A 15,924-nucleotide genomic window follows, 5' to 3' on the forward strand; every position below is an offset into this window, starting at 1 on the left:
CATATTGATACACCGGCGGCACCAATTCCGTTCACAACGATTCGAACGTTTTCAATTCGCTTATTAACGACTTTCAAGGCATTCAGCAGGCCTGCAATCACCACGACCGCCGTGCCATGCTGATCATCGTGAAAGATAGGAATATCCAGCTCCTCGGCCAGCCGGGTTTCGATCTCGAAGCAGCGTGGGGAACTAATATCCTCTAAATTAATTCCCCCGAAAATAGGACTGATCGCCTTAATCGTACGGATGATTTCCTCCGTATCCTTCGTATCCAGACAGATAGGAAAGGCGTCGACTCCGGCGAGTTGCTTAAACAGCATCGCCTTGCCTTCCATCACCGGTGCAGCCGCATGCGGGCCGATATCGCCAAGCCCCAGCACTGCGGTACCATCGGTTATAACCGCGACCGTATTCCGTTTTATGGTCAGCGAGTACGCTTTTTTAGGATTCTCATGAATGGATGTGCACACCCGGGCCACCCCTGGAGTATACACCCGCGACAGATCATCCCGATTTTTGATCGGCAGGTTGGGTTGGATTGATATTTTACCCCCCAGGTGCGCAAGAAACGTGCGGTCAGAAACGTTAATGAGTTGAATGCCTGCTAACGATTTGAGTGATTCGATGAGCGAAGTCTCCGCTATTTCAGCGACGTGGACGGTGATGTCACGAACGGACGAATCCTGTCCGGGACGAATAACATCAATGGAAGTAATGTCTCCCCCAGCGCGGCTGATGGTTGATGCGACATCACCGAAGTTTACTTTGGAATGAACAAGCTCCAATCGAAGAATCAGACTATTAAAGGCCACGGTACATCCGCTCCTATTCTATTCATAGCACGTGTGCGGCCCAAAGGCAGACACATGTACTGTTCGTGTCCAGACGGTAACAGACACAATATGGTACAGCCAAAAAGTCGAACACTCAGGTAGTTGCCAGTTGCACCTCAGCACTCCCCTTTTCGTCTGAACATAATCATGTAGCTCCCCTGCTTTTACATGTTACCGCTTTCATAAAAGCGTTGGGAAGCTTTTGTTCATATTGTTATTTATGGTCATTTTGATCACGCAGCAGCTCATACCGATTAACGGGACGACCGACCCCGCCATAATGCACAACAAGGCGCACGATCCCTCTTTTCTCCAGATAATCCAGGTATCTTCTTGCCGTTACACGAGCAATCCCTACTCCCTCCGCGGTTTCTTCAGCAGACAGCTTGCCGCCATGCTGCTCCATGACCGCAAGCACCTGCTTCAAGGTGGCAGCATTCAAGCCCTTTGGCAGCTCATCGTAAGACATCGCCCATTCCTCGTACACTGGAGTAGGGACTACCGCTTCCTTGGCTGCTTCTCCATTTTGCATAATGAGGTCCAGCTCTTCCTGGGTTCCTACTTCTTCTGCCCATAATCCGGCCTGCTGTACCCGGTAACGCTCCAATGTATGGTGGATACGCTCTACCTTGAACGGCTTCATGATATAATCGAACGCTCCGTTTCGCATCATTTCACGGATCGTCTCCGTATCCTTCGCGGCGGTCACGACAACTACATCTACAGGCAATCCCATAGAACGGATGCGCTGCAAGGTCGTTATCCCGTCCAGCGACGGCATGAACACGTCAAGAAAAACCAGATCAGGCTTTAGCTCCTCGATCAGCTCCAACCCCCGAAGCCCATTGGAAGCCAGACCTACGACTTGGAACCCTTCAACCTGTTCGATAAACTGCCGATTCACCTCTTGTACCATCGGATCATCCTCGACCAGCAGCACACGAAAATGTGATTTAATAGGTTTACTCATCGTCGCTCCCTCTCTCCTTTAACGGAAATAGAATCTCTATCGAGGTTCCCAAGCCAAGGGATGACTCGCATGTCAGGCGGCCGTTCCCCTTGGTGACAATCCCGCTCAGTAAATGCAGCCCCATGCCGCGGCTCTCTCCGTCCTTGGTTGTAAATCCGCGGTCGAGCATTCGTTTCTTCGTGGTCTCCGACATTCCACAGCCGTTATCCTCAACCAATATGGACATATATTCGTCATCCTGCTGGATGCTGACATAAATCTCCTTGGAGCCGACTTCTGTATCCGCCAGTGCATCAAAGGCATTCTCCATTAAATTTCCGAGTAACAGAACAAAATCATGTCGGTCAATCAGCCGGGGAAACTGATTCATTCTGCTGTCAGGATCAATCCTAATATCAATGCCAAGCTCTTTACCACGGCTAATTTTACCCAATAGCAGACCTGCAACTCCGTCATCATCGAAATGCTGTTGAAGGAAGCGTGTAATCTCCTCCTGTTGTTCGGTCACCTCGAACAGATAGCTCAAAGCCTCATTCTGCTGCCCAAGCTGGAGCAAGCCGGCGACGGTATGCATTTTGTTCATATGCTCATGATTTTGTGCACGAAGCGCATGAACAAACTCTTTGACACCTGTGAGCTCCTCGGCCATTCTCGTCACCTCGGTCTTGTCCTGAAATATGGAGATTGCCCCCATCGTAACTCCCCGTTCGCGAATGGGAATTCGGTTGCTCCAAATAATAGTTCCGCCAATTTTTAGCTCCTGGCTCAAAATTGCGACTCCCGAATCCAGCACTTCCGGCAAACGAGTATCCGGGATGACCTCACGGATCGGCAATCCCGCTACATCGCGGTGCACATCGAAAATTTGTTTGGCCCGTTCGTTGAAAATCGTAATGATGCAGTTGCGGTCAATGGCAATGACGCCCTCGTGCATCGCCTGAAAGGCGGCGCTTCGCTCACGAAACATTCTCGCAATCTCCTGCGGCTCCAGATTGAACATCTGGAGCTTAATATGACGGGCCAGCAATGCAGAGCCAATCACACCAAACATCAACGACAGCAACGAAGTCATGACGATGGATTGTTTCTCCTGGCGGATAATCTCCGTCACGCTTGGCAGCAGGCCACCCGCCACGACGACGCCCACCTGCTCCGAGGAAGCATTCATAATCGGCACAAAGGAACGCAAGCCGATGCCCGCTTCGCTGCGCACTTTGGAGACATACGTATGTTCAGCGAATGCGGCATCATCATCCCGAGCCTCAAACGTTCCGCCGATTCGTTCCGAAAGCGGATGAGACAGCCGTTTGCGGTTCATATCGAGCACGATGATATAAGCCGCATCGTTTAATATCCGAATTTTGTCCGCCATAGGTGCAATCACGGCAGAAGCATTGGGGTCGTCAATTCTTTCCACTACGTCCGGCAGGTTCGCAACCGTCTGAGCTGTAATCGTAAGCCGCTGTTTGAGTTCTTCTTCCTTGAGCCGGGTGGCGCTACCGAACAGAAAAAGACCGCCGATCAAAAGAGAAAAAAGAACGACTCCAAATGAAAGTATCATTATTTTCCAATATATGCGAAGTCTGTTCATCCTCTTCACCTTCCCCTTAAACCGTTTACCTTTGAATATCATTGTGGAATAATGGGACTAAAATAGCAACAGATGGGAGGTTCCTTTGTGAAAAGAGCTGCTGGATTTGGTGTTTTGCTCGTACTGGGTATCCTGACGGCTTATCTAATCGGTTTTCAAAAGAATTTTGGTGAAGAGCTCCCTTATGATAGTGAATTTACCGGTCTTAAAGATCGGATCGTGATTAAATTTAGCCATGTGGTGGCGGAAAACTCGCCCAAAGGGCTGGCCGCCGCTTATTTTGCACAGCGGGTGAAAGAAAAATCCAACGATCGGATTGAGATTCAAGTGTTCCCCAATGGGATGCGCTATTCAGAAACCACAGAAGTTGCCGCACTTCAGCGAGGAGAAATCCAGATGATCGCTCCTTCGTTTTCCAATTTGAACGCGATTGACCCAGCCTGGCTGGTGATGGATCTTCCGTTTGCCTTTGAGGATCAGGCTGAAGTCGATCAGGCACTGAACGGAGAATTGGGCAAGCGGTTATCGCAAACACTTGACCCCTATGGCATGAAAGGCGTTGCCTTCTGGTCCAATGGCTTTCGACAGATCACGAATAACGCCCGTCCAATTGGCAAACCCGCAGACTTTGCGGGCTTGAAATTCCGTATCCAGCCAAGCCAGGTGTTGCAACGTCAGTTTGAAGCGCTTGGTGCATCAACCATTAGCACTCCTTTCAATGAAATATACCACAGCCTAGAAACGCGAACGGCAGATGGACAGGAGAACACGATATCCAATATCCTTACCAAACGGTTTTACCAAGTGCAACGCTATATGACCATCAGCAACCACAGCTATCTGGGTTATGCCGTCGTATTTAACAAATCTTATTGGGATCGCCTCCCAAGTGACGCTAAGCTGGTGCTGCAGGAGGCACTTGAGGAAACGACGCGTTGGAACAAACGGGAAACAGATGAAAATGCGGATCGACTTAGCCAGTTGCAGCAGACCGGAGACATTAAAATTACCCACCTGTCCGAGGGTGAGCGTAAGCTTTGGAGGGAAAAACTGCGCGTTCTCTATCAGGAGTTCACTCCCATCATCGGGTCAGACCTGATGGATATGATTCAAGGACCATAAAGACCAAAAAGAACGTTATGACCGTATTCTTGTTTGCCAAGAACGCAGCTTTTACACTAGGGATACAAAAATAAAGCGTTTTCAAAAACTAAAAGAAAGCGAGAGCGTATCCCTATGAAACTGAGAATTAATTTTAAAAACTTGACGGTTCAGGTCGTTATCGCTATTGTTCTGGGCATTCTTCTTGGCCACTTTTTTCCTGCAACAGGCGAAAAGCTCAAAATACTCGGAGACTCCTTTATCAAGCTCATTAAGATGGTCATCGCACCCATTGTATTTTTTACAGTTGTACACGGGATTGCCAGCATGGGAGACATGAAGAAGGTCGGTCGCATCGGCGGAAAGGCCCTTCTCTATTTTGAAATCGTTACCACAATTGCGCTGGCTATTGGTCTAATCGTTGTTAATCTGGTAAGACCGGGAGCGGGCATTGATGTGAGCAAAGCAACCGGAGAAGTATCTCAATATGCTCAAAAAGCAGCGGAATCAAGTCATGGGCTCGTTGATTTCATCGTTGGCATTATTCCTGAAAATGTAGTGAGCGCTATGGCAGGCGGAGATTTACTGCCTATCCTGTTCTTTGCCATCCTCTTCGGACTGTCACTGACGGCCATGGGGGAGCAAGCCAAACCCGTCATTGTCCTGTTCGACAAGCTGTCGCACGCCTTCTTTGGCATCGTGAATATGATCATGAAATTGTCTCCAATCGCCGCATTCGGTGCCATGTCTTATACGATTGGTAAATTCGGCATTGGGTCGTTAACCTCTCTTGGCAAGCTGATGGGTTCCGTTTACCTGACCATGGCCTTATTCATTATCATTGTGCTCGGTATGATTGCTCGTATGTACGGTTTCAGCATTTTCAAGTTTATCGCTTATATCAAAGAAGAAATTTTGCTTGTACTCGGTACTTCATCCTCCGAGTCTGCCCTGCCCCGTATGATGGACAAAATGGAGAAATACGGCTGTTCCAAATCGGTGGTCGGCCTGGTCATTCCAACGGGCTATTCGTTTAACCTGGATGGTACGGCGATCTATTTGTCCATGGCTGCCATATTCGTAGCTCAGGCCTCCGGCGTCGATATGACCATATGGCAGCAGTTGACACTGCTTGGTATCCTCATGCTGACCTCAAAGGGAGCGGCGGGCGTCACGGGCTCCGGATTTATCACGCTGGCAGCCACACTCGCGGCGTTCCCTTCCATCCCGCTGGCCGGAATGGCGCTGCTGCTCGGTGTGGATCGCTTCATGTCAGAAGCGCGGGCCATCACCAATCTGATTGGTAACGGGGTCGCTACCGTCATCGTCGCCAAATCGGAAAATGAGTTTCATCCCGACAAGCAGCCAGAAATTGCTCCGGCATCGACTGAGCTTGAAACCCGTCCTTTAAACAGCCCGGTTACTAAATCTGTATAATAAAGTATGCTTTATAGTAGAGCCGGTATAAACAATTGAATGTGTTAAAAAAGAAGGAGCACTTACCGCTCCTTCTTTAGATATTTCTGTTACCAAATACCAACAACATTGAACGTTTAAGCCAAGTTAATACCGGAAGAGGTCTTGGTTAGATACCTTACACCTTAACCTACCCCAATACCGCTATTGAGAACGTACTGATTTATTCTTGATTTACACATTGGGTTCCCGTTTTGCAAACTCTTGTAACATACCTCTTATTTGTTCTACCAATAAAGTAGGCGCTTTCTTTGGTGAACCCGTGTCAAACGGAGGCTGCGGATCGTATTCCAAAATCAGTTGGACTCCTTTACCCATATCTTCTCCCAATTCCCATGCTATTAGTTGGAGTGCCATATCAATACCAGAGGAGACACCGGCTGCTGTAACGATTTTGCCCTGACGAACCACTCTCTCATCTGTTGGAATGGCTCCAAGAGATTGGAGCAGGTCTAAGGAACCCCAATGACTGGTGGCTACGGTTCCATTTAACAAGCCTGCGGCGCTCAAAATCAAAGAGCCGTTGCAAACCGACGTGGTCCATTTCGTAGTTTCATGTATTTGGCGAATCCAATTTAACGTTTCTTCGTCATTCATTGGAGTTTTATAATTTGGCGGACTGCAACCTGGAACAACAAGAATATCAGCTGAAGTAACTTCAGAAAAACTGTAATCGGCATGCAAATAACCCATATTTGAGTCCAGCTTGATTAACCCTTTTTTCTTAGCGACAAACTTCACTTCACATTTCAGTGTAGCAGCAAATACATCGTATGGACCAATTGCATCTAATGCTGTGATTCCATCGAAAAGCATGATTGCGATTTTCATGATGATCTCTCCTCTGATGTGGGATTTTTTTCTTTCACACTAATACTAACATACCCATAGGGGGTATGGGTATATAAAATATTGCGAAAACTTACCAGTGTAAAACCCTCTGTCCTCGACCGAGGTATCTTAATTTCAAACATCTCTTGTCACAAAAAGGCTTACTTAAAAAGGACTGCCCCAGGGTAGTCCTTTTTAGCATTATAAAGCTTCTACATCATGCCTACAAATCTGCTTATCCAGAGCCGGCTTAAGAGCTTTGCTTTCTCAACTGACCATAATATAAGTCGCTGTAAAAGCCTTTATGGGTCAGCAGCTCATCATGAGAGCCCTGCTCCTCCAGACGACCGTCCTTCAGGACCAGAATCCGGTCAGCCTGACGAATGGTATTTAGACGATGCGCGATGACGAAGCTTGTTCGCCCCTGCATAAGCCGCTCCAGTCCTTCTTGTATTTTTATCTCAGTAATCGTGTCGATGCTGCTGGTTGCCTCGTCGAGTACGAGGATTGAAGGGTTAGCCAAAATAGCGCGGGCGATAGCCAATAGCTGTTTTTGCCCTTGGCTGATACCGCTGCCGTTAGCCTCCAGCACCTTGTCGTATCCGTCCTTCATCCGCATGATAAAGGAGTGGGCATTCGCCAGCTTCGATGCTTCCTCTATCTCTTCATCGGTGGCATCCAGTCTGCCGAAGCGGATATTTTCGCGGATTGTCCCTTGGAACAGAAAGGAATCCTGTAGCACAAACGCCATACGGGAGCGCAAGCTTTCACGCTGTATGGTGGTAATGTCACGTCCATCTAGCGTGATCATTCCCTTGTCGGGACTGTAAAAACGGGATATCAATTGGATCAGCGTCGTTTTTCCGGCCCCGGTCGGACCGACCAGTGCGATCATCTCACCCGGCTTGGCTTCAAAAGAGATACCTTTCAGCGTAGCGCTTCCCTCATCATAACCGAAAGAAACATCCGTAAACCGCACTGCCCCCTCAACATGCTCTACCTCCACTGCACCGCGTTCATCCTTGGACTCTTCATCCTCATCCAATATTTCAAATACACGCTCAGCTCCGGCAATAGCAGACAGCAGTGTGTTCCACTGGTTAGCCAGATCGTTCAGCGGTCTGGTGAACTGGCGGGCATATTCTACGAATACAATAATTGTACCTATAGTGATGGAGCCGCGAATGGCCAAAATCCCGCCGATCCCCGCTACAATGGCAAAGCTGAGATTATTCAGCCCGTTCATCAGCTTCGGAATAAAACCGGAAATCGTTTGTGCCCAGAAGCCCGACAGACGGATACGATCATTACGTTCGCCAAAGCCGCGAATAACTCTCTTTTCCTGCGAAAATGCTTTGATAATCTGCTGCCCGGACAGCGTTTCTTCAATATAACCGTTCAGTTCCCCCAGGTTCTTCTGGCGTTCCTTGTATAAAGGCCCGGTGCGGCGCGTAATCCAGCGCATCCCGACTGCCATCAGCGGCACCACGATAAAGGTCAGCAGTGTCATCAGCGGGCTTAACCACAGCATGACCGCAAGTGTACCCACCAGCGTCAATATGCTCGAAAAAATCTGAATGGCCGAGCTGTTCAGCGTAGAGCTGACATTTTCGATATCATTGGTCAATCGACTCATGATCTCTCCCTGCTGACGTTTGCCGTAGAAAGGAATCGGTAGCCGATGCAAATGTGAAAACAGATCGAAACGCATACGATACACCGTCTCTTGGGCAATCTCGATCATCCAGATATTTTGCAACCAGGAGGTTAGCGAGTTGAGCAGATATACAGCCCCCAGCCCAATGAGAAAATAAATCCACGTGCGTCCGCCCGGACCTTCCAGAAAATCGTCCACTGCGACGCCGACCAAATACGGACCCAGCAGAGCCAGTCCGGAGCTGAGCAGTACCATGAACAGTACCAGCATCAGCTTGGCCTTGCGACGGGCCAGATACGCCCATGTCCGTCCTAACGTGCCGGACCAGTTCTTGGCCTTGCGGCGTCCCTCTGCTCCTGCCGGGTTCCGCAGCACACCGGACGGCGGTGTAGGCTGACGGAACGGATCAATGAGTTCCTTGAACATGCGACTCCTCCTTTCCGTATTGTGATTCATAGATGCGTCGATACAGCTCCGAACTGTCCATGAGATGCTCATGACTTCCACTTGCCATCAGGCGCCCCTCATCCAGCAGTAAAATCTGATCTGCTGATGCGGTCGAGCTGATCTTCTGCGTAATGAGAAATGTCGTGCAGGACAGGCCATCGAGTGCATTCAGTAATGCTGATTCTGTCCCTACATCCAGCGCACTTGTGCTGTCGTCCAGAATCAGCACTGCCGGCTGGCGCACCAGTGCGCGGGCAATCGAAAGCCGCTGTTTCTGTCCGCCGGACAGATTGACGCCACGCTGTCCGAGCATCGTGTCATAGCCTTGCGGCAAGCGTTCAATCATATTATGGATCTGCGCCATACGAGCCGCTTCCTGAATCTGCTCCAGGCTGGCATTCTCCAGCCCCCAAGCAATATTATCCCGAATCGAGCCGGTGAATAGCAGCACCTCTTGAGGAACATAGCCAATAGCCTCACGTAGTATGGACCCATCCAGTTCACGAGCGTCCTTTCCATCAAAACGCACATGACCCTCAGCTTCTTCATACAGACGTGTAATCAACTGCACAAGTGAGGATTTCCCCGAGCCAGTGGCCCCCATAATAGCTATCCGCTCACCCGACCGCGCCCTAAAAGATATATCCTTTAGTACAGCCAAATCACTGCCCGGATAATGAAAGCTCACCCGGTCCATTTCCACCTGTCCCTCAATCCGTGTATGATGTGTTGAAACAGGCTCCAGCTCTTGCCTATCTTCATTAGATGTTTCCAATACCTCTCGAATCCGCCCCGTAGATGCAGTTGCCCGGGAAAATACAACAACGATACCTGATAAGGCAGACAAGGCTCCAATCGTCCGCAATGAATAATTGACGACAGCGACCACCTGTCCCACACTGGCATCCCCTGTTGCAATCTGACCCCGTCCGAACCAAAGCACAGCGATAATCCCTGCATTCATCGTAAACAAAATGAACGGCATCGTCGTTTCTGTCCAGCGCAAAGCGGAAACCGTCCCTTTCATCAGTTCGCCCCCGTAGTGGGCAAAACGCTCGATTTCATGCCGCATCTTTACAAAAACCCGAATGAGCCGGATACCTGTCAGGTTCTCCTGAATCACCCCGTTAACATCATCCAAGCGTCGCTGGACACCCTTAAACAAAGTGACCGTCCTCCGCATCATCACCAGCACAAACACGAACAGCACCGGGGCCATAACCGCCAATAGCAGCCCAAGCCTGAAATGTACAACCAGTGCCATCACAATACTGCCGATGACTACAAGCGGAACCCGTGTCATAAACCGCAGGCTCATAAACACCGTATCCTGTACTTGCGTGACATCTCCCGTCAGGCGCGTAATCAGCGACGAAGTGGCAAAACGTTTAAACACAGGATACGAAAAGGACTGTACTTTACGATACAGCTTTTCCCGCAAATCATAGCCGAAGCCCTGACTTGCATGTGAAGCAAAAAAAGAGCTGGATATGCCCGCCATAAAAGCGATAACTGCACTCCCCACCAGTACACTGCCCCATAACCAGACGACGGACAAATCCTGCTGCCGGATGCCCTCATCAATGATTTTGGAGATCAGATATGGCTGCGACAATTCCACCGTCAGCTCCAGCAGCATCATCACGAGCGCTGCGATGGCTGGAACCCGATATTTTTTTAGAAAAGAGAACATCATCCCCACAAGCATTCCTCCAATTGCCCAATAGCCGTCCTTCCAGATCAGCGTGTAATGGTTATAAGAATCGAACCTGCCTGCTGTAAAACCATATATACGCACTTTATACAGCACTATATTTTATTATACCCTTCTGAACGGCTTCGTTTAACCAGCAAATTGGAGACTCCGGTTGCAGGAATTAAAAAATATACAAGAAAGCGTTCCAGTCACGGTCACACTTACCGGACGGGAACGCTTTTTCGGTTATTTCGATAGCTCTGCCGGATAATACTGGAGCCAGCGCCTTAAATCCGCGCTATGGATGACACGCTTGGGATCTTCACCGACTAGGCGAAGCCGCTCTAGCAGGAACTTGATTTCACCGGAGTCTGCCTCGATTCCTTCCTGTTCCAGCATATATTGAACTGCACTTCTGCCCGAATGCTTGCCGAGCACGAACGAATGGTCAGTACCCAGCTCGGTCGGATCAAGGGCCTGATAGGCGGCGCGCTCCTTTAGCAGACCATTGATATGTATGCCGGATTCATGGGCGAATACCATGTCTCCCACAATTGGCTTGGCTTCTGGAATGATTCGGTTGGAGGCTTTGGCCACCAGTGCAGCCAGCGGGTTCAGCAGTTCGGGACGGACACTGCAGGTTCCTTGATATAGGTCCCTCCACGACATCACCACCTCCTCCAGCGCCGTATTACCTGCCCTTTCCCCAAGGCCCGACACTGTGGTACTGGCCCAGACAGCTCCCGCCTGCAAAGCTGCCAAAGTATTGGCAAGCGCTAGACCATAATCATTATGACAGTGAATCTCAAGCTCCACATCCTGCGGCACGCGCGATACAAGCCTGCCTATGCGCGCCGCTATGGCTTCGGGATGGTGAACGGACAGCGTGTCGGCATATCTAAACCGCCGAATACCATCCCTATAGAGCTGATTCGCCAGCTGCTCCAGGAATAGTTCATCTGCCCTTGAAGCATCCTCAAAGCCTACGGAAACAGTCAATCCTTTACACTGACCGTAATCGACAGACCTGCGGATCAGCTCCGTCACCTGCTCAGGATTCATACCCAGCTTGGCCTTCATCTGCACCGTCGATACGGGAACCGAAATATGGGCCCAGCCGACACCCGTCGATTCCGCTGCATCAATATCCGTGAACACCGCGCGATTCCAGGTCATCAGCTTCATCCGTAGTCCGAGAGCGGCAATCCTGGCAATAGACCTGCACTCCGCCTTTCCCATTGCCGGAATTCCGATCTCAGCCTGCTCCACCCCGGCCAAGTCCAGCATAATGGCAATTTCTGCTTTCTCTGCGGCCGAAAAGGCAACGCCCGGAGCCTGTTCTCCGTCACGAAGTGTCGTATCACAAATATGCAACTGACTCATCTGTATCCCCTCCCGTTCCGCAGCACAGACAACGCGGGTTGCGTTTGACCGCTATGGTGCAGCTGCTCATATCCAGCACATTCATACGGTACATGCGGTCAGTGAACAGATTGCCCGCATCCGTAATCCATTTGACCGCTTCCAGTGCAGCCATACAGCCAATCAAACCGGAGGTGGCTCCCAGGACCGGGAATCCCAGAGGCTCCCAAGACTGTCCGCCTTCCGGGTAGAGACATTCCAGGCATGCCGTCCTACCGGGATCAATGGTCAACAATGATACTTCATAGGCGTACATGGCGGCTTCTATCATCGGTCTGCCATGTCGAACACATAGTCTGTTCAGCGCATATCTTTCCGGAAAATCATACCGTGCATCAATCACGATATCCGCCGCTTCTACCCATGGTCCAGAGGATTCTTCCGTGATTCTGTCGGCGTGGCCCTCAAGCTGGGTCTCCGGATTGATACGATGCAAATGCTGCAATGCCGTCTCCATCCGTTCCTCCCCGATTCGTCCGCTGTCCATCAGCACCTGCCGGTTCATATCCGGCAGATGGATTACGCCCTCATGGGCCAATATCAGCTTTCCCACTCCGGCAGCGGCCAGGTACATGGCCGCTGTCCCTCCCAATCCTCCGATGCCTGCAACCATAACAGTAGCCTGCTTTAGTCTGTTCTGACCTTCCACTCCCAGCAACTTCAACTGGCGTCCGTATCTGCTGTCTTCCAGCAGCTGTACCATTCGTCCACCCCCTCCATGTACGGCCCCGCCTTTAAGATATTCGATCCGCAGGATCTTGACACCCTATATGGTTGCCCTTCCTTACAGAAGGCTCATGATTCGGCTTTGCCGATGCCCTCCTCAGCGTGCAGGATTTTGGCAAGCCACATGGGCGGATTGCGAGCCAGCATATGCTGGAGACGCTGGATCTGCTCCTCAATGGTGCTGCCGAAGGCCACCTTCACAGGCATAATGGTCCGCTTGGTCACCTGTGCAGCGGCCGAAGCGCCGATCTGTACCAGGAAGATCAAGGCACAATCCTCGATCAGGCCAATGCGGCTGGCGATCTTGCCCGCCTCGTTCTCATCGCTCCCCAGGGCTATCCGCCGATGCTCCAGGAACTGGACGCCTGAGTACCGGATTTCGAATACAGTAAACATGGGACTCTGCCCAAAATGAGCATTCACAAGCACACCGTCTTCCGTCGCAAATGCAACCTTCATCCTCCCCTCCCCCTCTCGGCAAGCAATACATTGCCCACCTTGTTCACCCACTCCATGGTTCCACGGTATCCGACGCTTACGGAGGTGTGGGCGCCCAGCTCGTCATACACCGGCAAGCCTGCCGGTACGAATGAGGCCCCGGCCCGTGCCGCTCCCTTTCTTCCATGTGAATTGCTGATCCACAAATCAACGCCCTGCGCGCTCTCCTCTGCATCATCCAGATCACCGAGCCAGACTTCCCGTTCTGTCTTTTGCAGTGCGGGCGTGCTGCAGGATGTAATTAGCCGCTTCAGTTCCACTCCCATCTCCTCCAGCCAGGCTGCGGTCGACAGCATATGATCCGGTTCAAGCGCCACTACAGCCGAAGCGCCAGAATAATAGAAATGGGCATCCAGCATGCTGTCCAACAGATTTTCACGCTGCCAGCGGAAGCGAACGGGGGCTGGCTCGCGGCTGATCTTTTGCAGAAAATGTATGAATGCATCGCTCGCGGCCAAGCCAGACAGACCAGCGAACAAATGGTAGGGAATGCCTGCGGCATGATCCAGCCTGCGCGCCGGACGTTCCATGCTCGCGCCAATGGCAATAGTGCAGGAGGACTCCAGCATCTGGCAGGCTGAATCCAGCGGAGTCCCCCCTCTCGTCAAAGGGGAAAAGCCTGTCAGCAGGTGACCGGACAAGGAAGTGGAGATATCGGGAAGCGTAATAACCTCCAGGCCGAAGGAAGCGATCATATCCTTGATTTCCATGACATCTCCGGCAGTCAGATAAGAAGCCGGCAGCAGATTGACCTGCGTCCGGCGCTGTTTTTTGTGGGACTTCCCCCCGGCCAACCCGAGTACGGCATCCATTAGCGACTCTACTGTACTGCTGTAGCCCGTCTCCAGAGAACCGTGAAAATCAGGCAGCGATACAGAAAACAGCAGACTGTCCTTCAATGCCCGTTCTCGCTTGAACGCCTTTACCCTGGAATGAAAATCAACGCCTGCCACCTCGGTGAGGGCCGTGCTGATCACGCCGATGACATCTGGATGGTGCTTGGACCAGATATGATCCAGCGCCTCCTCCAGATTCCGGTCTGCGTCAAATATAACGTCCATCTCTTGCAGTGCAGAGGTCTGAACGGCGATCGGCTCTCGAAAATGACGAGTCAGCAGCGCCTTGGAGAAGGCCGAGCAGCCCTGAGCGCCGTGCAGCAAAGGCATTGAGCGATATATCCCCTGCAGAGCCAGCACGCCGCCCAAAGGCTGTCCTACCTTGAGCGGGTTGACACTGACAGGCTTCGTGGCGGATTTAATCGGCAAATTCCGTCTCCTCCTCCCAGGGAGCCAATTTGGCGGTCAGCTCCCATACCGGATGCTGCAGCGTATGCACAAGCTGTTTCGCCAGAGACAACAGCCCGTCATAGCCCGCATAGGCTTTGTGCCGCTCCTGATTGATGTCCACAAAAGGAATCTGTTCCTTAAGCGCCATATACATGTTCCGGCCTCCGGCAATGACCATGTCTGCCTTGCGGCTCCGTACGGTCTTGAGAATCTGCCGGGCGCCGCCTTCCGGGATGTATTCCGCATCATCTCCGATACGGTCAGCAATCCGGGATACATCCTCGGCAGTGCTCTTGTTCGTGCCTACACCAACTACCTTAATGCCCAGCTCCTGCAAAGCCGTAATGACAGACCAGCTCTTCACACCCCCGGTATAGAGGACTGCCCGCTTTCCTTTCAGCTGCTTGCGGTAGGGCTCCAGCTCCAGCGATAGCCTCATTTCCTCCCGTGCGGCCAGCTTATCCACCCGTCGCTCCACATCACGATCTCCGGTCAGGTAAGCCATCTGCCGCAAGGAATAACTCGTCTCCTTTGCTCCATAAAATGAACCTTCAAAATAAGGAATGCCGTATTTACGCTCCATTTGGACTGCCAGACCCAGCAAAGCCCGGCTGCATACGACCATGTTGGCCTTGGCACGATGCGCCCAGCTCACCTCACGGAACCGGCCGTCCCCGGTAATTCGGGACAGGATACTCATTCCCGTCTGCTGCATCAGCCGCTCGATATGCCACATCTCGCCCGCAATATTGTATTCCCCGATGAGATTGATATCATGGGAGGTTGTCTGTTCCGGCTCGGTGCTGCCGATAATATGCTGGAACAGCACATCTCCAGCCAGCCGGGTCCCGAGATTCTTGCTGCCCACAAATCCCGGACTGTTCACCGGAATGATCGGCGTCCCCAGCCGCTCCGATTCAGCCTTGCAGACCCCCTCGATATCCTCACCGGTGAGGGCTGTGACGCATGTTGTATAGACGAACACAGCCGGAGGTGCAAAACGACTGACAATGTAGCGAATCGATTCATGCAGCTTCTGTTCACCACCAAAAATGATATCCTGTTCTCCAAGATCAGTAGTGAAGCCATACGCCGACAGCTCCGGGCCGCTGGACAGGCTGCCTCTGCTCTCCCAGCTATTGCCGAGACACGCAATCGGCCCGTGCACCAGATGAGCCGCATCTGCAATGGGGATCAGTGTAATCTGGGCCCCGTCAAAGGAGCAGCCACCCGAAGCCTCCCCCGGCACAGGCCGGGGACAGGGCGTGCTTTTGGGAATTTTGTTGCCGCAGGATACCTCCAGCCTTCCGTTAGACACAGCCGGCTCCATCCGCAACCCCCCTTATTTCAGATAGAATCCATTGAAATCACAAGCCAAGCTGTCAAC

13 protein-coding genes are annotated in these 15,924 nt (G+C 51.4%); 2 read left to right on the forward strand and 11 right to left on the reverse strand.

Annotated elements, in window-relative coordinates:
- From L696_RS0107475 to L696_RS0107485, 3 genes are all read right to left on the reverse strand, one after another.
- The coding region (locus L696_RS0107475; protein ID WP_025683087.1) for an NAD-dependent malic enzyme at positions 1–815 on the reverse strand (815 nt) is incomplete at its 3' end.
- Positions 816–1,050: 235 nt separating this feature from the next.
- Positions 1,051–1,806: a response regulator gene (locus tag L696_RS0107480; RefSeq protein WP_025683088.1), complete on the reverse strand. Its 756-nt coding sequence runs from the start codon at positions 1,804–1,806 to the stop codon at positions 1,051–1,053.
- Positions 1,799–3,397, reverse strand: coding sequence for an ATP-binding protein (locus L696_RS0107485; RefSeq protein WP_025683089.1), 1,599 nt, complete (start codon positions 3,395–3,397; stop codon positions 1,799–1,801). Before L696_RS0107485 ends, L696_RS0107480 begins: the two co-directional genes overlap by 8 nt.
- Before the next feature lie 87 nt (positions 3,398–3,484).
- Here L696_RS0107485 and L696_RS0107490 point away from each other — a divergent pair, with 87 nt between their 5' ends.
- Positions 3,485–4,519, forward strand: coding sequence for a DctP family TRAP transporter solute-binding subunit (locus L696_RS0107490; protein WP_025683090.1), 1,035 nt, complete (start codon positions 3,485–3,487; stop codon positions 4,517–4,519).
- A 114-nt stretch (positions 4,520–4,633) separates the two neighbouring features.
- Positions 4,634–5,935 carry a dicarboxylate/amino acid:cation symporter gene (locus L696_RS0107495; RefSeq protein WP_209440942.1) on the forward strand — a complete coding sequence of 434 codons (1,302 nt, stop codon included), beginning with the start codon at positions 4,634–4,636 and terminating at the stop codon, positions 5,933–5,935.
- A 213-nt stretch (positions 5,936–6,148) separates the two neighbouring features.
- Here the strand turns inward: L696_RS0107495 and L696_RS0107500 are convergent, their stop codons facing one another.
- From L696_RS0107500 to nifE, 8 genes are all read right to left on the reverse strand, one after another.
- Entirely contained in the window at positions 6,149–6,805 is a 657-nt protein-coding gene (locus L696_RS0107500) for a DJ-1/PfpI family protein (protein ID WP_025683092.1), read from the reverse strand.
- A 250-nt stretch (positions 6,806–7,055) separates the two neighbouring features.
- Complete coding sequence (locus tag L696_RS0107505; protein ID WP_025683093.1) at positions 7,056–8,888, reverse strand: ABC transporter ATP-binding protein; 1,833 nt, start codon at positions 8,886–8,888, stop codon at positions 7,056–7,058.
- Positions 8,869–10,605, reverse strand: coding sequence for an ABC transporter ATP-binding protein (locus L696_RS0107510; RefSeq protein WP_081750697.1), 1,737 nt, complete (start codon positions 10,603–10,605; stop codon positions 8,869–8,871). The genes L696_RS0107505 and L696_RS0107510 overlap by 20 nt, the downstream gene beginning before the upstream one ends.
- 246 nt (positions 10,606–10,851) lie before the next feature.
- Entirely contained in the window at positions 10,852–11,988 is a 1,137-nt protein-coding gene (locus L696_RS0107515) for a homocitrate synthase/isopropylmalate synthase family protein (protein ID WP_025683095.1), read from the reverse strand.
- A complete protein-coding gene (locus L696_RS0107520) occupies positions 11,966–12,730 on the reverse strand; it encodes a HesA/MoeB/ThiF family protein (protein WP_025683096.1) in 765 nt (254 codons plus the stop codon). The genes L696_RS0107515 and L696_RS0107520 overlap by 23 nt, the downstream gene beginning before the upstream one ends.
- Positions 12,731–12,822: 92 nt before the next feature.
- Complete coding sequence (locus L696_RS0107525) at positions 12,823–13,212, reverse strand: NifB/NifX family molybdenum-iron cluster-binding protein (protein WP_025683097.1); 390 nt, start codon at positions 13,210–13,212, stop codon at positions 12,823–12,825.
- Positions 13,209–14,516, reverse strand: coding sequence for a nitrogenase iron-molybdenum cofactor biosynthesis protein NifN (gene nifN / locus L696_RS0107530; RefSeq protein WP_025683098.1), 1,308 nt, complete (start codon positions 14,514–14,516; stop codon positions 13,209–13,211). Before nifN ends, L696_RS0107525 begins: the two co-directional genes overlap by 4 nt.
- Positions 14,506–15,867 (reverse strand): nitrogenase iron-molybdenum cofactor biosynthesis protein NifE, encoded by a 1,362-nt coding sequence (gene nifE / locus L696_RS0107535; RefSeq protein WP_025683099.1) that lies wholly within the window; start codon positions 15,865–15,867, stop codon positions 14,506–14,508. The genes nifN and nifE overlap by 11 nt, the downstream gene beginning before the upstream one ends.
- Positions 15,868–15,924: the final 57 nt, after the last annotated feature.

Origin of the sequence: Paenibacillus maysiensis (assembly GCF_000520815.1) — a bacterium.
In the GTDB taxonomy this organism is placed as follows: domain Bacteria; phylum Bacillota; class Bacilli; order Paenibacillales; family Paenibacillaceae; genus Paenibacillus; species Paenibacillus maysiensis.